The 23,058-nt window shown below is 43.1% G+C and carries 20 protein-coding genes; 13 read left to right on the plus strand and 7 right to left on the minus strand.

All coding sequences use genetic code 11. The features are described 5' to 3' along the window. Positions 1-53 precede the first annotated feature (53 nt). Both L1028_RS25765 and L1028_RS25770 read left to right on the plus strand, forming a co-directional pair. On the plus strand, positions 54-1,094 hold the full coding sequence (locus tag L1028_RS25765; RefSeq protein WP_234540817.1) for a ThiF family adenylyltransferase: 1,041 nt from the start codon (positions 54-56) through the stop codon (positions 1,092-1,094). Next, positions 1,039-1,932 carry a response regulator gene (locus L1028_RS25770; RefSeq protein ID WP_234540818.1) on the plus strand — a complete coding sequence of 298 codons (894 nt, stop codon included), beginning with the start codon at positions 1,039-1,041 and terminating at the stop codon, positions 1,930-1,932. Before L1028_RS25765 ends, L1028_RS25770 begins: the two co-directional genes overlap by 56 nt. Positions 1,933-1,977: 45 nt before the next feature. On the opposite strand, the gene L1028_RS25775 is transcribed toward L1028_RS25770, so the two are convergent. Together L1028_RS25775 and L1028_RS25780 are read right to left on the minus strand one after the other, a co-directional pair. Beyond that, positions 1,978-2,478 (minus strand): C40 family peptidase, encoded by a 501-nt coding sequence (locus tag L1028_RS25775; protein ID WP_234540820.1) that lies wholly within the window; start codon positions 2,476-2,478, stop codon positions 1,978-1,980. A gap of 326 nt (positions 2,479-2,804) precedes the next feature. Beyond that, positions 2,805-3,446: a thiamine diphosphokinase gene (locus L1028_RS25780; protein ID WP_234540822.1), complete on the minus strand. Its 642-nt coding sequence runs from the start codon at positions 3,444-3,446 to the stop codon at positions 2,805-2,807. Positions 3,447-3,608: 162 nt separating this feature from the next. Between L1028_RS25780 and L1028_RS25785 the strand changes: the two genes are divergently transcribed. Beyond that, complete coding sequence (locus tag L1028_RS25785; RefSeq protein WP_234540844.1) at positions 3,609-4,073, plus strand: low molecular weight protein-tyrosine-phosphatase; 465 nt, start codon at positions 3,609-3,611, stop codon at positions 4,071-4,073. Between the two features lie 136 nt (positions 4,074-4,209). On the opposite strand, the gene L1028_RS25790 is transcribed toward L1028_RS25785, so the two are convergent. Beyond that, positions 4,210-4,941: an alpha/beta hydrolase gene (locus tag L1028_RS25790; RefSeq protein ID WP_234540823.1), complete on the minus strand. Its 732-nt coding sequence runs from the start codon at positions 4,939-4,941 to the stop codon at positions 4,210-4,212. A gap of 265 nt (positions 4,942-5,206) precedes the next feature. On the opposite strand from L1028_RS25790, the gene pdhA reads away from it, so the two are divergent. From pdhA to L1028_RS25835, 9 genes are all read left to right on the plus strand, one after another. Next, positions 5,207-6,274, plus strand: coding sequence for a pyruvate dehydrogenase (acetyl-transferring) E1 component subunit alpha (pdhA, locus tag L1028_RS25795; protein WP_042188812.1), 1,068 nt, complete (start codon positions 5,207-5,209; stop codon positions 6,272-6,274). A gap of 15 nt (positions 6,275-6,289) precedes the next feature. Further along, positions 6,290-7,267, plus strand: coding sequence for an alpha-ketoacid dehydrogenase subunit beta (locus tag L1028_RS25800; protein WP_234540825.1), 978 nt, complete (start codon positions 6,290-6,292; stop codon positions 7,265-7,267). A gap of 109 nt (positions 7,268-7,376) precedes the next feature. Then, positions 7,377-9,023: a 2-oxo acid dehydrogenase subunit E2 gene (locus L1028_RS25805; RefSeq protein ID WP_234540826.1), complete on the plus strand. Its 1,647-nt coding sequence runs from the start codon at positions 7,377-7,379 to the stop codon at positions 9,021-9,023. A gap of 2 nt (positions 9,024-9,025) precedes the next feature. Further along, positions 9,026-10,438, plus strand: coding sequence for a dihydrolipoyl dehydrogenase (gene lpdA / locus L1028_RS25810; RefSeq protein ID WP_042188806.1), 1,413 nt, complete (start codon positions 9,026-9,028; stop codon positions 10,436-10,438). A 180-nt stretch (positions 10,439-10,618) separates the two neighbouring features. Then, on the plus strand, positions 10,619-11,593 hold the full coding sequence (locus L1028_RS25815) for a S66 family peptidase (RefSeq protein ID WP_234540827.1): 975 nt from the start codon (positions 10,619-10,621) through the stop codon (positions 11,591-11,593). A 106-nt stretch (positions 11,594-11,699) separates the two neighbouring features. Next, positions 11,700-12,680 carry a thymidylate synthase gene (locus L1028_RS25820; RefSeq protein ID WP_234540828.1) on the plus strand — a complete coding sequence of 327 codons (981 nt, stop codon included), beginning with the start codon at positions 11,700-11,702 and terminating at the stop codon, positions 12,678-12,680. Positions 12,681-12,732: 52 nt separating this feature from the next. Beyond that, the gene (locus L1028_RS25825) at positions 12,733-13,224 is read left to right on the plus strand and encodes a dihydrofolate reductase (RefSeq protein WP_149647325.1); all 492 of its coding nucleotides are present in this window, start codon (positions 12,733-12,735) and stop codon (positions 13,222-13,224) included. 230 nt (positions 13,225-13,454) lie between these two features. Then, the gene (locus L1028_RS25830) at positions 13,455-14,942 is read left to right on the plus strand and encodes a glutamate synthase subunit beta (RefSeq protein ID WP_234540829.1); all 1,488 of its coding nucleotides are present in this window, start codon (positions 13,455-13,457) and stop codon (positions 14,940-14,942) included. 307 nt (positions 14,943-15,249) lie between these two features. Then, a complete protein-coding gene (locus tag L1028_RS25835) occupies positions 15,250-16,962 on the plus strand; it encodes a proline--tRNA ligase (RefSeq protein ID WP_234540830.1) in 1,713 nt (570 codons plus the stop codon). Positions 16,963-16,976: 14 nt separating this feature from the next. Here L1028_RS25835 and L1028_RS25840 read toward each other — a convergent pair whose 3' ends face one another. Then, complete coding sequence (locus L1028_RS25840; protein WP_234540831.1) at positions 16,977-17,840, minus strand: pentapeptide repeat-containing protein; 864 nt, start codon at positions 17,838-17,840, stop codon at positions 16,977-16,979. A 186-nt stretch (positions 17,841-18,026) separates the two neighbouring features. On the opposite strand from L1028_RS25840, the gene L1028_RS25845 reads away from it, so the two are divergent. After that, positions 18,027-20,282 (plus strand): type IA DNA topoisomerase, encoded by a 2,256-nt coding sequence (locus tag L1028_RS25845; protein ID WP_234540832.1) that lies wholly within the window; start codon positions 18,027-18,029, stop codon positions 20,280-20,282. Positions 20,283-20,371: 89 nt separating this feature from the next. Here the strand turns inward: L1028_RS25845 and L1028_RS25850 are convergent, their stop codons facing one another. From L1028_RS25850 to L1028_RS25860, 3 genes are all read right to left on the minus strand, one after another. Next, positions 20,372-21,097 (minus strand): DsbA family protein, encoded by a 726-nt coding sequence (locus L1028_RS25850; RefSeq protein WP_234540833.1) that lies wholly within the window; start codon positions 21,095-21,097, stop codon positions 20,372-20,374. 103 nt (positions 21,098-21,200) lie between these two features. Next, complete coding sequence (locus L1028_RS25855) at positions 21,201-21,947, minus strand: HAD family hydrolase (RefSeq protein ID WP_234540835.1); 747 nt, start codon at positions 21,945-21,947, stop codon at positions 21,201-21,203. Between the two features lie 36 nt (positions 21,948-21,983). Then, positions 21,984-22,901, minus strand: coding sequence for an ArsR/SmtB family transcription factor (locus L1028_RS25860; protein WP_234540837.1), 918 nt, complete (start codon positions 22,899-22,901; stop codon positions 21,984-21,986). Between the last annotated feature and the right edge of the window lie 157 nt (positions 22,902-23,058).

Genomic DNA, 23,058 nt, shown 5'->3' on the forward strand with positions numbered 1-23,058 from the left:
AATAGCAGACTATCTGCTGTTCTCCGGTTTTTGGATACGGGGAGGGAAACCGAATGATTCATACAGATGGTCGTGAAGATCGTTATTCTCGTCAGGTACGATTTGCGCCATTTGGAGCAGAGGGACAACAAGGGCTGGCGCAGTCTAGTGTATTAGTAGTGGGAGCAGGTGCGCTTGGTACAGGGATTGCAGAGACATTGGTACGCTGCGGGGTCGGAAGAATTATTTTAGCTGACCGTGATTATGTAGAGTGGAGTAACCTTCAGAGGCAACAACTCTATACCGAGGCAGATGCACTAGAACGAATGCCTAAAGCTGCAGCTGCGCAGAGCAGACTTCAACAGATTAATTCGGAGGTCGTTATTGAAGCCCACGTTATAGATGTTCGGGTCGAAGAGTTGGAAGGGCTCATTTCAGGGGTTGATCTGATCATGGATGGTACAGACAATTTTGATACTCGACTCATTATTAATGATATGGCGCAAAAGCACGGTATTCCTTGGATCTATGGTGCATGTGTAGGCAGTTATGGAATAACCTATACGATTTTGCCTGGAGAAACTCCATGTCTCCATTGTCTTCTAGGCACAGTACCTCTAGGAGGTGATACCTGTGATACGGCAGGTATACTTCCGCAAGCAGTACAACTAGTTACGGCAAATGCTACGGCAGAGGCGCTGAAACTACTAGGTAAGCGTAAAGCTCAATTAAGGAACAAACTGTTAACGTTTGATGTGTGGCGGAATGAATACCATGAAATTGGAGTAAAAGCTGCCAAAAAGAAAAACTGCCCTTCTTGTGGGAGTCATCCGATCTATCCATATCTTATGGCAGCAAATACCGAGCGAGGCGATGTTCTTTGTGGAAGGGATACAGTACAAATTCGCCCTGCGAGACCACAGAAGCTTAACTTGCAGGAAATTGCGAATCGTTTATCTCGTTTAGGAAGCGGAAGCGTGGAAAGCAACGCTTATCTGGTTTCTTTTATAGAAGGGCCTTATCGGTTGGTTATTTTTGCTGATGGTAGAGCGTTGATTCATGGGACAAAAGATATTGCTGCTGCTCGAAGCTTTTATCATCGATATTTTGGATAAAAAAGCTGTAAATAGGTGTTCAGGCCATTTCTTAGGAATGGTCTTTTTGTTTTCCGGGAATTCTATACGTACCGCAGTGATGCTGGTGCAAGTCATATGGATATGGGGGAACTTTGTGATTGAGCAAATAATATGGTATATGGCTGATAGCAGTAGTAGAGAAGAAGATCGAGTCGTTATAGAAAGTGTGCTACAAGATATTGGACTTGAAGCAACAATAAGCGAAGATCCCGAGGATCTCCGCTTATCCATATCAAAAGTAGAACCGGTACTGCTGCTTGCTGAGTTATGCGAGGTGGGGACTTGGGAAGGCTGGGACATAATTTCCGCTGTAAGAGCTGGGGGGATGATACTACCGGTAATGGTGATTTCCGGTGAACAATCTGAATCTGGAACCGGGGCAGTTTCGACGTTCTCAGCCGGGGGTAATGAATATATGACAAAACCTTTACATACCGGTGAATTCAAGCACAGAATTCTAAATTTGTTAACCCTTACTGGACGGCGTCGAAATTTAAATCATATACTAAGAGTCGATGGTTTAATGCTCGATCCCAGCCGCAGATTTGTAAGCCGCGAAGGGATCGAGTTAAAGATGACGCCCAAAGAATTTGATCTATTGTATTATCTCGCTGCGAACCAAGGAATGATATGCTCTCGCATCGAGATACTTAAGGAAGTATGGGGTTACCAATTTCACGCAGATACCAATGTTGTAGATGTTTACATCAGACATATCCGTTTGAAAGTTGATAAAGGTCACCGGAACAAGTTGATTCATACTGTTCGCGGAACAGGATATGTAATGAGGGCGCCCGAAGGCGGCACCACATCCTGAGACTATTTCTCTATTATAGTTAGAACTCTACTTCAGAGTCGTTGTTTACAGTACGCGGCGAGCTTTTAAATATGTTCTTTTCCAAGTACCAGAGTTCAGATCGGAAATCGTAACACCTGGTTTACCGTAAGTGTGCAGAATTTTACCATTGCCGGCATAAACAGCAACGTGAGTTACGTTTTTACCAGTTGCTCTGCTACCGCTGGAGAAGAATACGAGATCGCCTACACGAAGATTTGCTTTAGATACGGCTGTTCCTTTTTTGGATTGTTCTGCAGCCGTACGAGGCAGTGTCACGTTATATTGTTTAAAGATGTATTTTGTAAAAGAAGAGCAGTCAAAAACTTTTGTAGTAGATGTGGATGCACCGAACTTGTAAGACACTCCCATATATTTCTTTCCGAGATTCACTACGCTTTGACCTTTAGACACGGAAGCTGCTTCAACTTTTGTTGCTCCTATGCCAGTTGCCATCATTGTACCTAAGCCCATTGTAGTAACCATTCCTATAACAATCGCTTTTTTAATCCATTGTTGTTTATTCATGTTGTAGTACCTCCAAGGTGTTAGTCTTTGTTGTTGTGTTTGTCTGTCTTGCTTGCCTGATTCGTAGTATAGCAGGTTATCTATGACATAAAAATTGGAAGAGGTGCAATAAAGTGAAGCTGGGCATGGGTTGTAAGCGTTTTATTAAAAAATCATTAAAAGTTACAAAAAATTAATAATTTGATGTAAAAGGATTCTAAAAAAGCCGAAAAACCCTTGGTACAAAAGGGCTTTTACGGCTTTCTCGAATTTGAGCTAAAAGTTACAATGATGTTTCTAAACTATAAAAAAGTAGCATTTTTACGATAAACATGATCCCTATGTATCTAGTCTTTACTCTGAATGATCAGCAACAATCCACTTCGAATGGAAACCGTTCCTGAGGATGATACCAGTTTGTTACTCACACCAAGTGATTGTCCAAGCTTTAGTGTTGCGTCAGTCAATGGATATTGAAATCCTTCTAAGGTAATACCGGACACTTCTGGGGTTAGAGGCAGTAAAGAAACGTAGGTGTAACCTAAATCGTTGATAACAGCCTGGGATCCTGTGAGGGTTATATAGTTATGAGTGTCCATGACGTAGCAATTGATTTGACGTTGTAGGGCTCTAGTCATCATTTGAATGCTAGCTAGGGAGTGGTCAATTCGAGTACCCGTAACACCTAATAGTAGAATAGAATCGGGTTGCTGATCCATTGCAATATCTAGCGCCATCTCACTATCTGTCAAATCTTTGTTCACGGCATCACAGGTGATGGTCTTTTTACTTTTGGATTTAATATCTTGAAGCGCTTCAGGCGAAACGGAATCAAAATCACCAACTGCTATATCTGGTGTATATCCGTGTGAAATGAGAAATAGCGCTCCCTGATCCGCACCGATAATAAAATCATCTTCATCTAATAGGTTCAAATATTCTGGAGAAAGTTCTCCACCTGCAAAAATAACGACTCGTTTGGATGACATAACATCCATTCCTCCTCTTAAACCTCTTGTTGAGTATCCTGTCCAGTATAATGCAGATCGAAAGGTTGCACAATTGACCTCGAGAACGCTAAAATGATAGTGTGTAATCTTTTGAGTATAAATTCACATATATTTAGGTTTAACAACTGGGAGGTGAACGAAATCGTTAGAGTACTGTTTGTATGTCTGGGTAATATTTGTCGATCACCTATGGCGGAGGCTGTTCTCCGGCATAAGATTAATGAACGAGAACTCTCTGATAAGATTCTTGTAGACTCAGCGGGAACTGGAGATTGGCATATAGGAAAAGAGCCGCATGAAGGAACAAGACGTATCCTTGATCAGAACGACATTAGCTATGAGAACATGTTAGCACGGCTAGTCGACAGTGAAGATTTTCAAAAATTTGACTATATCGTCTGTATGGACAAGTCTAATGGAGAGAATGTTCAAAAGATTCCTGGCGGGAAAGACGCCGAGCTAATGTTCTTCATGGATTTATTGCCTGAGGAGGAGCTGCGCGAAGTGCCGGACCCATATTTTACAGGTAATTTTGAACAAGTATATGATTTGATCAATGCGGGCTGTGATATATTGTTGGAAAGAATGATAAGAGAAAAGCTGTAACCCATTCGGATTACAGCTCCCTCTGTATGTTTCATATGGTTAATCGAGGAAAGTTGCTTGGTTTAACTGTAAGCGTAATCAAGTAATCTACATACTGTTCTTTAGATGTTCACTATTTACTACTATCAATAGGTCATTATGCGTTTAAGAAATAGAGTAGTGATTCTGGTAGCTCTTTCTGCCAGAAGCCCCAGAGATGATGTCCGTCTTTCTCTCGGTAGGATACGGTTGCTCCACGTGATTCAAGCAATGTTTTTGTTTCTCGGTTCATTTGAACGAAATCATAAATGCCAGTATCCGTTTTGTAGTCTGTTTCCTGCAGACCAACGACCATATTAATGTTGAGCCAGGAGAGATCTTCTTCTTTAGCCAGCATGTCGCGGGATTCAGGATAGAATGCACCGGAAAGACTGAGGATGCGTGTGAAGATCGCAGGATAAGCAAGTGCAAGATGGAGTGATACACTGCCCCCAAGTGAATCACCGGCTAGGATTCGTTCATCCGGAGTACGACGTACAGGATATTTTTGTTCAATGAAGGGAATAATCTCTTCGGAAAAGCAAGATAAGTACTGCTTGAATCTGCTACCAAAAGGAGCGTATTCTTGAGTCCGAACAGTGACGTCTACTTCGACACCAACAATGATGAAGGGCTCCACGTCTTCTTCTATAATAAGACGTCCAGCGAGTGTAGCGATGCGGCCAAAGTTAAAGAACTCTTCGCCGTCTTGGCAGTACACCACTGGGTAGCTTAAGACTTCGTTGTAGCCGGGAGGGAGATAGATGCGTAATTTACGTTCCTCCTGCAGATGTTTACTCCAAAGTGTTTCTTTTACAATTGTGCGTTTCAGAAAAACAGAATCGCTCATAGTTGCCACGTCACCTTTCTTGTCGAGTTTTGCAATACACAACGGTATGCTCTAAAATAAATAGCTGAGTAACTGTGTGATTAATCATTTACTTGTTTCGGAAGTTATAAACTGTTATATAAAAATAGGTCACCTGTTATACATACAAAATTTAAAGGAATATAAATTTTATAAGTATTTCTTTGACGAAAGTAACTAAACAGGTGTATAATAATATTATAACAGAGGCAGCTGATATTCAAATTTTTTTATTGAGGTGAAGATAATGAGTAAAGTTCCTTATGAAGTGTATACAGAGGACGTCGAGGCTCTAACGGTACTTTCCCCGGATGGAGAAATTATCAACAAGGATAAAATGCCTGATTTAACCGACGATCAACTGAAAGAAATTATGTATCGTATGGTATTTACCCGTACTTGGGATGATCGTGCAGTAAATCTTGGTCGTCAAGGCCGTCTTGGTTTCTACGCACCGGTATCCGGTCAAGAAGCTACTATGATTGGTAGCGAGTACGCTTTGGAGAAAGAAGACTTCTTATGCCCAGGCTACCGTGATATTCCGCAGCTAGTATGGCACGGACTTCCGTTGTACCAAGCATTCTTATATTCCCGTGGACACCAACATGGTGGAGCTATTCCTGATGGCGTTAATGTATTGATGCCACAAATTATCATCGGCGCGCAAATCCTGCACGCTACAGGAATTGCAATGGGCTTTAAATTGAAGAAACAAAAGAGTGTTGCAATTACTTACACTGGTGATGGCGGTTCTTCTGAAGGCGATTTCTATGAAGGCTTGAACTTTGCTGGTCGCTTTAAACTGCCTGTTATCTTCTTTGTTCAAAACAACGGTTACGCGATTACGACTCCATTCGCAAAACAAACAGCTTCCAAATCGATCGCTCACAAAGCGGTTGCAGCTGGTATCCCGGGAATTAAAGTTGACGGCATGGACATCTTTGCAGTAATCAGTGCTGTTCGTGACGCTGCTGAGCGTGCACGTAATGGCGAAGGTGCTACATTGATCGAAGCTGTAACTTACCGTTTCCGTCCACACTCCCTTTCTGACGATGCAAGTAAATATCGTTCGAAAGAAGAAGAAGGACAATGGAGTGAAAAGGATCCAATCAACCGTCTTGCCAAGTATTTGGAGAAGAAAGGTCTTTGGACTGAAGAAGATACGCTGCGCGTGAAAGACGAAGCGAAAGCTACTGTTAACGAGCAGATTAAAAAAGCTGAACAAACCGAAAAAATGACAATACCTGGCTTGATCGACAGCATGTTCGAAGTAACACCTAAACATCTGGAAGAGCAAAAAGCCGATTTTGAATAAGGGGGATATCAGGCAATGGCACAAATGAATATGAAAGAAGCGATCCGCGACGCGATGCGCGTTGAACTGAATCGTGACCCTAACGTTCTTATCTTCGGAGAGGATGTTGGTAATGTAGGTGGCGTTTTCCGTGTAACGGAAGGGCTGCAAAAGGAATTTGGCGAAGATCGTATTTTTGATACTCCACTAGCTGAGTCCGCTATCGGTGGTCTGGCATTTGGTCTTGGTGTACAAGGCTTCCGCCCAATTGCAGAAATTCAATTCGTTGGTTTTATCTTTGAAGCACTGGATCAGATCGTTGTTCAAGCGGCACGTCTGCGCTGGCGTTCTGGCGGTAAATATAATGCTCCAGTCGTATTCCGTACTCCTTTTGGTGGCGGAGTTAAGGCAGCTGAGCTTCATACAGATTCACTCGAAGGTTTGATTGCACAAAGCCCGGGTATTAAAGTAGTAATTCCTTCAAACCCATATGATGCTAAGGGACTTCTTATCGCGTCTATCCGCGACAATGACCCTGTATTCTTCATGGAGCATTTGAACCTTTACCATGCATTCCGTGCTGAAGTGCCAGAAGGTGAATACACTGTTGAACTTGGAAAAGCTAACGTAGTACGTGAAGGTGCTGATGTATCTATCATTACTTACGGGCTGATGGTACATACAGCTACCAAAGCAGCCGAGCAACTCGAAAAAGAAGGCATTAACGTTGAAATTATTGACCTTCGTACTGTAAGTCCAATTGACATCGACACTATTGTAGCGTCTGTGAAGAAGACTAACCGTGCTATCGTAGTTCAAGAAGCTCAAAAGAGCTCCGGTGTTGCTGCTGAGGTTATTGCACAAATTAACGAAAAAGCATTGCTGCACTTGGAAGCACCTGTGCTTCGTATCGCAGGCCCAGACACAGTATATCCATTCGCGCAAATTGAAGATACATGGCTTCCAAACCCTGCACGTATTATTGCAGGCGTGAAGAAAGTTTTGGATTTCTAAAATACTTTTCTATGAGAAACGGTTGTCATCCTTTATGGATGACAACGTCGTTTCTTCTTCTGAATTCTAACCATAAGATCAGTCCCAATTTCACAAGGAGGTTTTCAAAGTGGCAAAGTTTGAATACCGATTCCCTGAACTAGGTGAAGGTTTGCATGAAGGTGAAATCATCAAAATGCATATCAAAGCCGGTGACAAGGTAACGGATGATGATATCGTAATGGAAGTTCAAAATGATAAGGCGGTAGTAGAGGTGCCTTGTCCAGTGAACGGTACCGTGTTGGAAGTTTTGACTAAAGATGGCCAAGTTTGCCGTGTTGGCGAAGTTGTAGCTATTATCGAAGCTGAGGGCGACGTGCCTGAGCAAGAAGGTCATGCTGCTGAAGAAGCTCCAGCTGCACCTGCACCTGCTGCACCAGCTCCTGCGAATGCTAAATCAGCGAACTTTGAATATCGGTTCCCAGAACTGGGTGAAGGTCTGCATGAAGGTGAAATCATCAAAATGCATATCAAAGCCGGTGACAAAGTAACCGATGATGATATCATCATGGAAGTTCAAAATGACAAGGCAGTAGTTGAAGTTCCTTGCCCAGTGAACGGTACTGTGTTGGAAGTTCTGACTAAAGATGGTCAAGTATGCCGTGTTGGCGATGTTGTAGCTATCATAGCTGCAGAAGGTGACGTTCCTGAACAAGCAGGTCATGCTTCCGCAGAAGCAGATGCAGCGAAAGGAAGTGCGAATACCACTTCTTCCCCAGCAGCAACTAGCCCTTCTGATGCTAAACAAGGCGGTTCTGTTAGTGCAGCTCCAGCGCCTGACCGTGATGTATTGGCTACACCAAGCGTTCGCAAATTTGCTCGTGAGCAAAAAGTGGATATCTCTAAAGTGAACGGAACTGGAAAAGGCGGCAAAATCACTCGTGAAGATGTTGAAGCGTTCTTGAAAGGTGGTTCAACACCTGCGGCAGCACCAGCAGCGGCAGCTTCTGAAGCTCCTAAGGCTGCTAAAACTGAAGCTAAAGCAACACCTGCAGCAGCGAGCGGTAATGTTAGTCTTGAAGAAGAACGTGTACCATACAAGGGCATTCGTAAGGCGATCGCCAATGCAATGGTTAAATCGGCTTACACTGCACCACACGTTACAATTATGGACGAAGTAGATGTTACTGAACTGGTAGCATTCCGTACACGTATGAAACCAATCGCTGAGAAAAAAGGCGTTAAGGTTACTTACCTTCCGTTCATCGTTAAAGCATTGGTTGCGGCTTCCCGTCAATTCCCAGCGCTTAACGCTATGATTGATGAAGAAGCAGGCGAAATTGTTTACAAGAAATACTACAATATCGGTATCGCTACTGATACACCAAACGGCTTGATCGTTCCAGTTATCAAAGATGCTGACCGTAAGAGCATCTGGATGATCGCTAGCAGCATCACTGACCTTGCAGTTCGTGGTCGTGACGGTAAATTGTCTGCTAACGAAATGAAGGGCAGCACGATCTCCATCAGTAACATTGGTTCTGCTGGCGGTATGTTCTTTACTCCAATCATTAACTTCCCTGAAGTGGCTATCCTCGGAACTGGCCGTATCAGTGAAAAAGCAGTTGTGAAGAATGGTGAAATCGTAGTTGCTCCTGTAATGGCGTTGTCACTCAGCTTTGACCACCGTATTATCGATGGTGCGACTGCTCAAAACTTTATGAACTACATTAAATCGCTGCTCAATAATCCTGAGCTGCTGGTTATGGAGGTATAATTATGGTAGTAGGAGACGCTTCTCTAGATATTGACACATTGGTTATTGGTGCAGGTCCTGGTGGGTATGTGGCGGCAATTCGTGCCGCCCAGCTCGGCCAAAAAGTCCTCATCGTGGATAAATCGGAACTCGGCGGTGTATGTTTGAACCGTGGATGCATCCCTTCTAAAGCACTGATTGCTGCTGCACATCAGTTTGAATCTGCTAAACATGGTGAAGTTTTCGGTGTTACTGCTGAGAACGTTAAAGTGGATTTTGCTAAAACGCAAGAGTTCAAAAACGGCGTAGTTAAGAAAATGACTAGCGGCGTGACTAGCTTGATGAAAGGCAACAAAATTGAAGTATTTAACGGCGAATGCATGTTTATCAGCGACACAGAAGCACGTGTGTTCAATGATCATGAATCCCCACGTTATCGCTTCAAGCACTGTATCATTGCTACAGGTTCCCGTCCGATTGAACTGAAGCCTTTCCCATTCGGTGGACGCATTCTGTCTTCGACTGAAGCTCTTGAGCTTCCAGAAATTCCGAAGAGCATGATCGTAATCGGTGGTGGATACATCGGTGCTGAGCTTGGCCAAATGTACTCCAAATTCGGTACCAAAGTAACAATCATCGAAGGTTTGGATACTGTACTTCCAGGCTTCGATAAAGATATGACTCGTCTTGTTGCGAAAAACATGGCCAAAACTGGCATCGAAATCGTAACTAACGCTAAAGCCGAAAGTGCTGTACAGAACGACAAGGAAGTTACCGTGAAATATTCTGTTGGTGGCGAATCCAAAGAAGTTACTGCGGATTACTTGCTTGTTACTGTAGGACGTCGTCCTAACACTGATGGTGAACTTGGACTAGACCTGATCGGTCTTGAGCTCGACGAGCGTGGATTGATCAAAGTCGATCACCAAGGTCGCACAAGCATTCCTAACATCTTCGCTATCGGCGACGTTGTTCCAGGTCTGGCGTTGGCTCACAAAGCTTCTTACGAAGGTAAGATTGCCGCAGAAGCGATTGCAGGACTTACATCTGTTGTTGACTACAAAGTCATCCCAGCAGTTGTGTTTACAGATCCTGAGTGCTCAAGCGTTGGTTTGACTGAGAAAGAAGCGAAAGACAAAGGCTACAAAGTGAAAGCTGGCAAGTTCCCATTTGCAGGGAATGGCCGCGCAGTATCTTTGAACAGCCCAGAAGGCTTTATCAAAATTGTTGCTAACTCCGAAAACAATCTTGTGCTTGGTGCACAAATCGTTGGGATCGAAGCTTCTAACTTGATCGCTGAACTTGGTTTGGCTATTGAAATGGGCGCAACACTTGAAGATATCGCTTTGACTATTCATGCGCATCCAACCCTTGGCGAAATCGTCATGGAAGCTGCTGAACTGGTTGAAGGTCATCCTATTCACGTTATGAAATAATAATTTCTCTACCCAATTGCTCTAGCAGGCACTGAAAGGCGGAACGCATTTGCGTTTCGCCTTTTTGAGTTTTCCACTTTTTTGAAAAAAGATATAATGGGAGGAGATGAAACAAATGGAGCGAATACACTATAAAATCATTCATCCGTATTTTAAAAACTTATATAGGGAGGACAATTGATGAAACCCAATAAGTTAAAGCCTGGTGATGAGTTGCGAATCATCTCACCTGCCAGAAGTCTGTCGTTAATCGCTGCTGAACAAAGGAAAATTGCCAAAGAACAGCTACAAAAGTTAGGTTTTCGGATATCATTTTCCGTAAATTCCTTTGAGAAGGATGATTTTGTTTCCTCATCGATCGAATCTAGAGTGGAGGATTTGCACGAAGCTTTTTTAGATCCGAATGTTAAAGGAATCCTTACGACCATTGGAGGCTTTAATAGCAATCAACTGCTACGTTTTATCGACTATTCCATCATTGCTGGGCATCCTAAACGATTATGCGGGTATTCGGATATTACTGCTTTAAGTAATGCAATCTATGCTAAAACAGGATTAGTTACATATTCCGGACCACATTTTTCTAGCTTCGCAATGCTTCACGACAATGAATATACCACCGAATATTTCCGTAAGCTGATGATGGACAACAAAGAAATAGTGGTGAAGCCTTCGAAGCATTGGAGTGATGATGAGTGGTATCGGGATCAGGAGAACCGTGTATTTATCAGAAATGAGGGCCCGTTCATTATCAATGATGGAGAAGCGAAAGGGACAATTATCGGTGGGAACCTTTGTACTTTAAATCTTTTGCAGGGTACGGAGTATATGCCAAGCTTAAAAAATTCGATATTATTTCTAGAGGATGATTATGAGTCATCGCCTGCTACCTTTGACAGGGATTTACAATCGCTGATTCATCAACCGGATTTTCAGCATGTCAAAGGATTGGTAATTGGCAGGTTCCAACAAGGATCACGCATGACTAAGAATCTGTTGATCAAAATCATAACTTCGAAAGAAGAACTATCAGACATTCCTGTCATTGCGGACGTGGACTTTGGACATACATCCCCTATGATTACTTTCCCTGTAGGTGGACAAGCCTCACTTCGTGCTTATGGGGTTAGAGTAGAGTTAAGGATATCGGAGTAGTGAACTCCTCAGATTATTAAATAAATTTTTAAAAAATATTACCTTCTACAAAAATCAATTTTTCAGATATAATATATGAGGTGAAATATTACGGAGGTGCAGTAAATTGAATAATGAGTTAGAACAAACCTATTTGAATTTTTTACAATATATTTTAGATAATGGTGTAAAAAAAGAAGATCGTACCGGAACGGGTACAATTAGTGTATTTGGTTATCAAATGCGATTTGATTTATCAAAAGGCTTCCCATTATTTACAACAAAACGGACACCGTTCCGTTTAATCGCAAGTGAATTATTATGGTTTATAAAAGGCGACACAAACATCCGTTATTTATTGAAAAATAATAATCATATCTGGGATGAATGGGCTTTCAAAAGATGGGTTGAATCAGACGAATATACGGGTCCAGATATGACTGATTTCGGGAATCGTTGTTTAATTGATGAAGACTTCAATCAAGTTTATCAAGCAGAGATGAAAACATTTTGTGATCGTGTCATAGAAGATGATGCGTTCGCAGCGAAGCATGGTGACCTAGGGAATGTTTATGGTAAGCAATGGCGAAATTGGACATCTTCTACGGGTGAATCCATTGACCAATTACAAGATGTTATTCATCAGATCAAAACAAATCCTGATTCTCGTCGTTTAATTGTAAGCGCATGGAACCCGGAAGATGTTATAAATGCTGGGGCAAAAGGGAGTAAAGCAGCGTTACCGCCTTGCCACGTTATGTTCCAGTTCTATGTTGCAAATGGTAAATTAAGCTGTCACTTGCTGCAGCGCAGCGCGGACTCTTTTCTTGGAGCTAACTTCAATATCCCATCTTACTCATTACTTACACATTTAATAGCACATGAGTGTGGTCTAGAAGTAGGCGAGTTTGTATATAGCATTAGTGATGCACATATCTATTCAAACCATGTTGATCAAGTAAAAGAGCAATTATCAAGAGACTTAAGACCATTGCCTACATTGGTTATTAATTCAAATGAGAAATCACTTTTTGATATTGAGTTGGAAGACCTCGTAATTGAAGGGTACAATCCGCATCCTTCGATAAAAGCGCCGATCGCAGTGTAAATTAATTGTTATCAAGATTTTTGGATCTTTATAGTAGGAAGGAGTTTTTTTCATGAGTATCAGCTTAATATGGGCAATGGGCACCAATCATGTTATTGGAAAAGATAATGATATGCCTTGGCATTTACCGCTTGATTTCGCTTATTTCAAAGCGGAAACACTGGGGAAGAGAATGCTTATGGGCCGCAAAACTTGGGATTCGCTCGGAGGGAAGCCTCTAAAGGGCAGAACAAGCCTAATTATGACTAGAGATACTGATTATGCTCCTGAAGGTGCAGAGGTTGTACACACGCTTGAGGAAGCTCTCAGTGAGGGCAGAAAAGACGATGAGCTGATGGTGATCGGCGGTGCGGAAATTTATAAGCTGATGTTGCCATATGCTGATAAGTTGATGTTAACGCAAATTGAACAGGATTTTGAAGGAAATACCCGGTTTCCTGATATTGACTGGAGTGTGTGGAAAGAGGTTTCCAATAAGAAGGGAATTCGTGATGAAAAGAATCCGTATGATTACCGTTTTCTTGTTTATGAACGTACGGAATAGTAATAAAACGTTTTCTCTGACATAACATGTGAAATAGTACAAAAAATCAGTAGATTAATCCATTACTGTGCAAAAGTAATGAGTGCTACTATAATTAAAATTAGAAATGATAATCTACAGGTATAGAATGTGCAGGTACTTCATTGCGCTGCTCACGACCATACGAAGCCGCAATATGCTACAATGTACTATACTTCAACATGAAGAGAACGGATGGGGGAAACGTAAACATGTCTACACCTACAGGTTTTATGGAGTATAAACGGCAGCTCCCAGGTGATCGGGATCCTGAGCAGCGGGTAAAAGACTGGGAGGAGTTCCACCATCATTTATCCGAGGACGAGCTTCAGACACAAGGAGCGCGCTGCATGGATTGCGGAACGCCTTATTGTCATACAGGAATTGATATGGCTGGAGGAACCTCGGGTTGTCCAGTTCACAATCTAATTCCAGAGTGGAATAATTTGGTGTACCGCGGACTATGGAAAGAAGCACTGGAACGTCTGCATAAGACGAATAATTTCCCTGAGTTTACTGGAAGCATTTGTCCTGCTCCTTGCGAAGGCTCTTGCACAGTGGGTCTAATTGGACAGCCGGTGACCATTAAGACCATTGAGCTAGCTATTATTGATAAGGGTTTTGAAGAAGGCTGGGTTGTACCTAATCCTCCAGAGAAACGTACAGGCAAAAAGATTGCAATCGTAGGCTCTGGACCTGCTGGACTCGCAGCAGCAGCTCAACTTAATAAGGCTGGACATACTGTAACTGTATTTGAACGCAGTGACCGCATCGGCGGACTGCTGACATATGGCATTCCCACTATGAAACTCGATAAGAGAGTTGTACAACGTCGTGTAGATTTATTAGCTGCTGAAGGTATTAATTTTGTGGTGAATACAGAGATTGGCAAGGATATTCCTGCTCAACAGCTAGTGGATGAGTATGATGCGGTTGTTCTGTGTGGTGGAGCTACAAAGGCACGTCGTTTTAACGTTGAAGGCAGTGAGCTTAAGGGTGTTATGTACGCCATGGACTATTTAAATGGTACGATTAAGAGCTATTTGAATTCCAATCTTGAAGATGGCAACTATGTATCTGCTGAAGGTAAAGACGTGATCGTCTTGGGTGGCGGTGATACTGGATCTGACTGTGTTGCTACAGCACTTCGTCATGGCTGCAGCAGTATCACTCAATTTGGTACACATGAAAAAGCACCTCTTCAGCGTGATCCGATTGCTAACCCTTGGCCACAATTCCCGAATGTATATAGCCTAGACTACGCGCAAGAAGAAGCTAAAGCCATATTTGGGGATGACCCGCGTGAGTTCTCTATCATGACTACTAAATTTGTTGGTGATGATGACGGTAACTTGAAAGAGCTGCATACTGTACAGATCCGCCGGATCGTGGATGAGACAGGTCGTAAGATCTATCAACCTGTTCCAGGCACCGAAGCTATATACCCTGCTCAACTTGCTCTGATTGCCATTGGTTTTGATGGCCCAGAACAAGATATTATTCAGGAGCTTGATCTTGAGACAGATCGTCGTTCCAACGTGAAAGCACGTTATGGTAAATTCAATACGAATGTGGATAAAGTATTTGCTGCTGGCGATATGCGACGTGGTCAAAGCTTGGTTGTTTGGGCCATTAACGAAGGACGCGAAGCTGCGCGTGAAGTGGATAAATACCTGATGGGTTCTACCGTTCTTGTTTAAGCATTATTCACATGATAAAAGCATTGACCAAGGATCTACGATTCAAGAAGCGTTAGAACAGAGAGGGAACCCACCGGGTGAAAGGTTCCTCAAACACGTGTGAGTGGTATCCTGCCTTGGTAGCTGTAGCGATAGTATCTACTAACCCGCTACCGGAATCGACCGTTATCCGATTTGAGGATTGCCAAATCAGAATGGATTGTATGTTGAGCTGGCAGTTGAATAAGGGTGGTATCACGACACATTCGTCCCTGACGAATGTGTCTTTTTGCATTTAGAGAGATAATTTATGGGGAGGGTATTTAAGATGCGACAAAGCAATTTATTATTAACAACACTGCGTGAGGTGCCTTCGGAAGCGGAGACAAACAGTCATCAGCTACTACTACGTGCGGGGTATATCCGTCAATTAGCTGCTGGAGTGTATACCTATTTACCACTTGGACGGCGGGTTCTGCGAAAGATAGAAGCGATTGTGAGAGAAGAGATGGATCATTCCGGGACGCAGGAGATTTTAATGCCATCCATGCAGCCTGCGGAACTTTGGAAAGAATCAGAACGCTATGATGTTTATGGTAAGGAGTTGATGACTTTTAAGGATCGTCATGAGCGGGAATTCATTCTCGGTCCAACGCATGAAGAAGTTGTAACCACACTTGTGCGGAATGAGATCAGCTCCTATCGTAAGCTTCCTGTTACCGTGTATCAAATTCAGACTAAGTTTCGAGATGAACGGCGACCACGTTCCGGATTACTAAGAGGAAGAGAGTTCTTAATGAAGGATGCGTACTCTTTTGACATAAGCTCAGAAGGACTTGATAAATCATACCACCAAATGTTCGATGCTTATCACCGGATATTTAAGCGATGTGGATTGAAGTTCAGAGCTGTTCATGCAGATTCTGGTGCAATTGGCGGAGAAGGGGGCAGCCATGAATTTATGGCACTGGCTGATATCGGGGAAGATACGATTGCGGTATGTTCCTCTTGCGATTACGCAGCCAATCTGGAACAGGCAGAAGCTGTGCGTCCTGATAAGAAGGAAATGAATTTCGAAGTACCAGCGAAAGAGAAATTCCATACTCCAAATTTACGCACAATTGATCAATTAGAGCAGGAGTTGGAGATCCAGCCAGAGCAGATTATGAAAACATTGATCTACGAAGGTAGCGGACAATTCTTTGCTGTAGTGGTTCGAGGAGATCATGAAGTTAATGAGATAAAAGTGAGTAAATATATCGGAGCGATGGAGATCGGGCTTGCTGACTATGAAGCTGTGAAATCCTTAACGGGTGTAGAGAGTGGGTTTGTGGGGCCTGTGGGACTTCAATTAACTGTACTAGTTGATGCCGCAGTTGCTGAGATGACTGAAGGTACGACGGGAGCAGGAGAAAAAGATTATCACTTCCGTAATGTTGTACCTGGTAGAGATTTTGGGCTTGAGCATGTAGGGGATTTTCGCAATGTAGCGGAAGGAGAATCTTGTCCACATTGCGAGGATGGCGTTCTTCATTTTCATCAAGGCATTGAAATCGGACATGTCTTTAAATTAGGTACCAAATACAGTGAGAAGCTTGGAGCTTCCTTTTTAGATCGTTCAGGCAAAAGTCAACCTATGATCATGGGTTGTTACGGAATTGGAATCTCGCGTCTATTGTCCGCAATTGTAGAACAGAATCATGATGATCAAGGAACAATGTGGCCAGTTGCATTAGCACCTTATCAGGTTCATATTTTGATGATGTCCATAAAGGACTCGGAGCAACTGGCAGTTGCAGAGGAGCTTTATAATCAACTTACTAAGCTCGGTTTTGAGACGCTGCTAGATGATAGGGATGAACGTGCTGGCGTTAAATTTAAGGATTCAAGCTTGATTGGTATACCCGTAACGCTAGTGGTCGGTAAGGAAGCTGCACAAGGTAGGGTGGAGTATCTAGAAAGAGCCTCAGCGGGTAAAGGGGTATTAGAAATATTCGAAGCGGTTTCTCGTATCCAAGTATTCTTTTCGCAGCTGATTTAATTTTCTATAATAATTCAAACCGAAGACCATTGTTCAGGGCGGGAGAGTGCTGGCGGTAATTTTGTGAGATCATCGCCTTTAGCCGCATTAATCTGACCCTGAGTTAGAAAAATGCTCTCTGATAGATCAGCTCCCCTAAGGTCAGTGTCACGGAAATCTGCACCAATAAGATCTGCACCTCTAAGATTAGCGCCTTTAAGGTCAGCGGCAATCAAATAGGCTCCCCTCAGGTTGGCGCCCCTGAGATCTGCATTTTTAAGATTTGCGCCGACAAGGTCAGCACCACGGCTGAAAGTTCTCGATGCTTTTTTTAGTTTACGACGAGCCTCAGTACGCACAAGTTCACTAACTTGCAGCAGCAATAGATTAATTTTTGCTCGATGAGCGTCAACATTCACCTTCTGTAGAGAATCAGGGTTAAGTAAAGTGAGTTGTTCCGTCTCATCGAGTGCTGTTTGCAGCTCAACATGTATTGCATGGGTTATATCTAAGTTCAATGATTCATTTAAGTACCATAGCAATTCGTGCAAATGCCACATGGCCGTAAATACCTCGAACATTTGCTTCGCAGTTTTTGGATTCTTCCGCCAATCCTCACCAGTATAAGTAACCTGAGAAAGCTTTTGCCCAGCCCCAAAACAGTCATATACAGTACAACCACGAAATCCAAGCGCTCTTAAATCTGTATGTACACCACAGCGAAAGTCTGATTGTAGGTTATGGCATGGCTGGCCAGCTGCTTTATCCATAGCAAAATCCACTGAAGCTGAAAAAGGTAGTGCGGAACAGCACAAACCGAAGCAGCTCTCACATTCTGCTTTTAAATAGTGGACGTTTCTGTCCGTAAAAGGTTCTGTAAATTTGTAATTTTCAGACACGTTTTGATTCCTCCGATATATAAAACTCGTTTATCAGACTATTCTAAATCATAGAAAAGACTAAGGGAAGTCTGAATTTTACTAAAGCCTACTAACCAATCCATTAAAAAAAACCGAGGTTAATGGTATAATAGAATACTGGACGAATTTTGGACTTAAGAACGAAAAGGTAAGGAGCGATTGTTTTTGAAAACACTCATTATTGCGGAGAAACCGGATATGGGGCGGAATATCGCCGCCGCAATAGAACCGAAGGCCAAAAATTACCGTTCCTATCTTGAAGGGGAGCAGTACATTATTACTTGGGCAATAGGGCATCTAATCGGTTTGGCCGAGCCGGATGCTTATGATGTTAAATACAAAAAGTGGAACATTAATGATCTGCCCATTATTCCAGACCAGTTCAAACTGGTTCCTAATGCGCGGACAATCGACCAGCTCAAGGTAATAGGAGATCTTGCGAAACGTAGTGATCTTCTAGTGAATTCATGCGATGCCGGGCGAGAAGGGCAGCATATCTTTTCACTCATTCAACGACATTTGAAGCTGGAGCATCCTGTGAAGCGGTTGTGGATCTCGGATCTGACGCCAGAGACCATTCGCAAAGGATTCCAGGAGCTGAAGGATGGATCGGAGTACGAGAATTTAACCAAAGCGGCAAAAGCACGCAGTGAAGCCGATTGGCTCATCGGCATGAACGGTTCACGAGCATTTACTACAAAACATAATGTGCTGCTGTCCGTAGGTAGAGTTCAAACGCCTGTGCTCGCCTTGATTTATGACCGTCAGAAGACGATTGAGGCGTTCTCTTCCCTAAAGTTTTTTGAGGTGGAGGGACATTTTACCCAGAATGAAATGACCTATAAAGGCATGTGGCAGGGGGATCGGCTGACTGATGGGGATAAGGCGGAGGCGCTAGCTGCCAAGGTCAAAGGAAAACCGGGCCGGATTGAGTCTTACGAGGTTAAGGAAACGAAAGAGTATCCGAATAAGCTGTACGATTTAACGCTGCTGCAGCGGGAGGCGAATGGAAAGTACGCTTTTTCCGCAAAAAAGACGCTCGATATTGCTCAAGCGTTATATGAAAAGCATAAGGTGATCTCTTATCCGCGGACGAACTCCAACTATGTTACAGAACAGAATATTCCTGAGATGCATAAGACGTTATCTGCGCTGCAAGGGACGGCTTATGATGAGTGGGTGAAGGGTGCAAATCGCAATCTCGTTCATAAAGGGAATAAATTTATCTGCAACCCCTCAAAGGTTGAGGATCACCACGCGATTTTGCCTACATATCGTAAAGCATCAGGACTTAGTGCAGATGAGGGAAAGCTGTATGATTTGATTGTACGGCGCTTTTTGTCTCAATTCTATCCGGCAGCGGAGTATAAAGTGCATACGGTGATGACCGAGGTAGAAGAGGAAAAGTTCAAAACCACAGTCAAGGAATTGTTAAGCCTCGGCTGGAAGGTCATTTACGCGGACCAGAAGAAGGATAAAGCGAAATCTTCCAAGGGTAAGAACAAGGATGAGGAAGAGGACGAAGAGATCGAAGTGAATGAACCATTTTCTATTGCTCCGGCAGAAGAAGTGGTTTGTAGTGATGCTATAGTTAAAGAGAAAGATACTCAGCCACCCAAGCATTACACAGAGGGTACGCTGCTTCGTGCGATGGAAAGTGCCGGAAAGCAGATTGAGGATGAAGAGCTTCGCGATGCTATGAAGGATTCAGGGCTTGGAACTCCGGCTACCCGCGCAGCAACGATAGAACGGCTGAAGAATGTCGGATACATTGAAATGCAGGGTAAAAAAATTGCTATCACGCAAAAAGGACGCACAGCCATTGAACTAATTCGTGGAGCGGGTATTGAGCTGTTGACTTCACCGGAAATGACCGGACAATGGGAACGTCGCTTGAACGAAATTTCCAGAGGAACGGCGTCGGACGGGCAGTTTATGGAGAATGTAAAAAGATTTGCCTGTATGATCGTGGATAAAGTACGAGTACAATCTCGGGCGTCCAAAACCTCTTTTGAAGGGGAGACGCCTTCTGTTAATACAGGTGCTAAAGGGCGAAGCACTGGAAGTACATCCCGTAAAACCAGCGACAAACCTGCGGCGCCGAGAAAGCGCAAGGCAAGTAGTGAAGAGGAATCCGCCAATTCAGGTCCTAAGGTCATCGGAAACTGTCCGCGTCCCGGCTGCGGTGGAATGATATTCATGGGTAAAAAAGGCTACGGCTGCTCTCACTACAAGGAAGGCTGCAAATTCGTGATCTGGAAAGAAAATCATGGTCGTACACTCACGGACGCGCAAGTGAAGGCGTTGATTGAAAAAGGTCGGACGGGCAAGCTAAAGCTTACCAGCGAAGATGGTACACCCCTTGAAGGCAAGCTAGTGCTTCAGAATATGGATACGGGACAATTAACAGTAGAATCATAGGCGATCGGAAAGATTGTATGCACGGCAAAAAGGTGTCTTTAGCCATGTTGGTTACGTGGCAGAGACACCTTTTTAATAATGTTTTATATTTATTCAGCGGCTTTAGCCAGCTGCGCTTCAATCGCTGCAGTTAACCCTTCATAGGAAGAGTCGGGAAGCATGGCTCCGTTTACCATAAATTTAGGTGTACCATTAACCCCGTACGACCCGGCGATCTTGAAATCTTCTTTAACGTCGAACATGTAGGTGTGATTCTTGAGATCTGCCTCGAATTGTGCATAATCAATGCCTTCGATGTTATTCTTGACGAAATTCAGAATGAACTTCTGTGTGGCCCATATTTTGCTCTCATCGCCTTGATTGGCGTACAGCTTATGGAGATACTCCCAGAACTTCTCGTTGCTTTGCTTATAAATGGCTTCACCTGCACTTGCAGCAAGATAGGAATCTCGATCCAGGAAGGCAAAGTTCATGAAGAAGAGTTCAACTTTTCCGGTATCCACGTAGTCCTTAACAAAAGTATCCGAATATTTCTCCGACCAATTTTTGCAGGCAGGACATTTGAAATCTGCGAATTCGATAACTTTGATTTTGGCATCAGGGCTTCCAAGATGAGGTTGCTTTTCATATTTCAGCCCATCAACAACAATGCTTCCCTTCACATCGGTGTAGTTAGGTAGTCCCTCTGTACTGTCTGTCTTGTCATTTAGAATGAAGACAATAACAGCGACAAGGATTACAACAACTATACCTAAGAGCATGGGAAGCATTTGTTTGTTAGTTCGAGTACGGTTGGACTTTACTTTCTTGTTCATATCTCATCTCCTACCTCATTTAGGAATTGTATAAAAATAGTATAATCATTCCAGAGGTAGAGTAGATATGTCATTTGTAACAATGTCTGAGGTTACGTTGCACTTAGCTTTTGTGCAAAGTAGCAGTACGAATAACAGGAGGCACCTCATGGATGGAGGAAATGGTCTTCACTGCTTGTTGCATTTCTTGCTCCAGTTCAATAAGGTTATAGCTCCATTCATTCTGTTGCTTCAGATAGATACTGTTAATGCCTGCGGTCACTGCCGGAAGTACATCTGTACGTAAAGAGTTACCAATCATCCAGGTGCGTTTGCGGTCAAAGCCTTGCGTAGTCAAAATATTTTCAAGTGCCTCAACATTTTTATGTTGACGAATATAGATCCGGTCATCAAAGTAAGCATCTAGCTTCATTTGCTCAATTTTACGTTGTTGGATCGTATCGTCTCCACCTGTATACAGGAATAAATGGTGACCATCCTGCTTCAGAGTATCCAGCGTTTCAACCATACCAGGGTAAGCTTCAATTTCTTGATCATAAACGCTTAGTCCAAGCTTGTGTAACTGTTGTTCTTGAAAACGGTCCGTCGGACGATTATATTTGGCGCAGAAATAGCGGTAGGTAGCGATTAGAGATTTAGGGAAATTATCGCTGGCAAGACCACTTGTGTTGACCGTGTGTACATCAATTTCTATTTGTTTGTTACGTAAATCACTGGTGCTTGGGCCAAATTCATTAAACCAATCTGTCATCAGCTCAAAATATTGCCCTAAAATCAGATCGAAATATTTGTTGCAGTGGACTAGTGTATCATCTAGATCGAAAATCACCTGTTGTGTCAAGTATTTCATATCTCTCACTCCTTGGATCTGTATCTGTATAGTGTTCTATAGGTAAATATAAGACTCTAGGAACATTTGAAGCTCTGATGCGCCGTCAGGGCGAATACTGAAACGTTCGTCTTGTTCACCTCTAAGATGGATGCGGAGTAGGCCGGCTACTCGTAGAATCATAAGGTGATGCATCAGCATTTCTCTGGATTGATTAAGATCAGATTGCATCTCCCACAACGACTTGGGTTCATGTGCGACATAGCGAAGCAATCGAAGTCTGGTGGGGTCGGAAAGTGCCTTGGTCATGCGCAAAAGCACCATAGGTGGTTCATTTTCGTCTTCTAAAGGTACATCTACAGGATATTGTACGATTACCATGGTTTTGTAGAAGCAGTAGGTGTTAATCGGACGATTATGAACAGTTGGTAGTAATACAATCGTCTTTAGATCCGTGATCTCCTCGAAAACTACACCGCCAGATGCGTATTCAATTAGAGAAACGGGGTCCATTTTGCTTTCAAGCATTTTTTTCTCAGAAGCATCTTCAATTAATAGCGGTAATATTTTGTGCTCCACATGGCGGAAGTATTGCTCGTACCAGAGACGCAAGAGTGGACTATAGCTGCTCCGAATCCGAAAAGCATCTTCAATCGTAAACTCCTGAATGAGCGGAGCGATTTGCTGATAACATTCTTCTATGGAGGCTGAATCCAGATCATCTAAGAAATGCTGCACTGATGTTGCGGGTCCTCGAATGTAAACCCAGGCATATAGCACATCATAATCCGTAAAAGGCCACTCGACGGCTTGCATTAAAGCTGTTACCTTATGAGGAGAAATGCGATCTTCCACATCACTTATCCAGTGGGGACCAATGTCCAAATTGGAGATCCATTTTCTAGTTACATATAACATAAAACTGTCCAGCAGTTCATAAACCGGCGATACGTCGATCTTTAATTCGTACTCCATGTCTCATGCACCCCCAGGAAATCCGTAACATCTTCATATTATCTCTTGTTTTGAAGAGGGTTGTCCACTATAATGTTCGGTGTTTGCCAATTGGCGTTAGAACAAATTAGTGTTATTAATCATAGGGGGATATCATCTGTGTCAGACCGGCCAAAAT

The sequence above is a fragment of the Paenibacillus pseudetheri genome (assembly GCF_924513355.1).
Taxonomy (GTDB): Bacteria; Bacillota; Bacilli; order Paenibacillales; family Paenibacillaceae; genus Paenibacillus_AQ; species Paenibacillus_AQ pseudetheri.

Excerpts from the sequence above, each read along its gene's own strand:
- L1028_RS25765 (WP_234540817.1), top strand. The coding sequence starts at position 54 with ATGATTCATACAGATGGTCGTGAAGATCGTTATTCTCGTCAGGTACGA.
- L1028_RS25770 (WP_234540818.1), top strand. The coding sequence starts at position 1,039 with ATGGGACAAAAGATATTGCTGCTGCTCGAAGCTTTTATCATCGATATT.
- L1028_RS25775 (WP_234540820.1), bottom strand. The coding sequence starts at position 2,478 with ATGAATAAACAACAATGGATTAAAAAAGCGATTGTTATAGGAATGGTT.
- L1028_RS25780 (WP_234540822.1), bottom strand. The coding sequence starts at position 3,446 with ATGTCATCCAAACGAGTCGTTATTTTTGCAGGTGGAGAACTTTCTCCA.
- L1028_RS25790 (WP_234540823.1), bottom strand. The coding sequence starts at position 4,941 with ATGAGCGATTCTGTTTTTCTGAAACGCACAATTGTAAAAGAAACACTT.
- pdhA (WP_042188812.1), top strand. The coding sequence starts at position 5,207 with ATGAGTAAAGTTCCTTATGAAGTGTATACAGAGGACGTCGAGGCTCTA.
- L1028_RS25800 (WP_234540825.1), top strand. The coding sequence starts at position 6,290 with ATGGCACAAATGAATATGAAAGAAGCGATCCGCGACGCGATGCGCGTT.
- lpdA (WP_042188806.1), top strand. The coding sequence starts at position 9,026 with ATGGTAGTAGGAGACGCTTCTCTAGATATTGACACATTGGTTATTGGT.
- L1028_RS25815 (WP_234540827.1), top strand. The coding sequence starts at position 10,619 with ATGAAACCCAATAAGTTAAAGCCTGGTGATGAGTTGCGAATCATCTCA.
- L1028_RS25825 (WP_149647325.1), top strand. The coding sequence starts at position 12,733 with ATGAGTATCAGCTTAATATGGGCAATGGGCACCAATCATGTTATTGGA.
- L1028_RS25830 (WP_234540829.1), top strand. The coding sequence starts at position 13,455 with ATGTCTACACCTACAGGTTTTATGGAGTATAAACGGCAGCTCCCAGGT.
- L1028_RS25835 (WP_234540830.1), top strand. The coding sequence starts at position 15,250 with ATGCGACAAAGCAATTTATTATTAACAACACTGCGTGAGGTGCCTTCG.
- L1028_RS25850 (WP_234540833.1), bottom strand. The coding sequence starts at position 21,097 with ATGAACAAGAAAGTAAAGTCCAACCGTACTCGAACTAACAAACAAATG.
- L1028_RS25855 (WP_234540835.1), bottom strand. The coding sequence starts at position 21,947 with ATGAAATACTTGACACAACAGGTGATTTTCGATCTAGATGATACACTA.
- L1028_RS25860 (WP_234540837.1), bottom strand. The coding sequence starts at position 22,901 with ATGGAGTACGAATTAAAGATCGACGTATCGCCGGTTTATGAACTGCTG.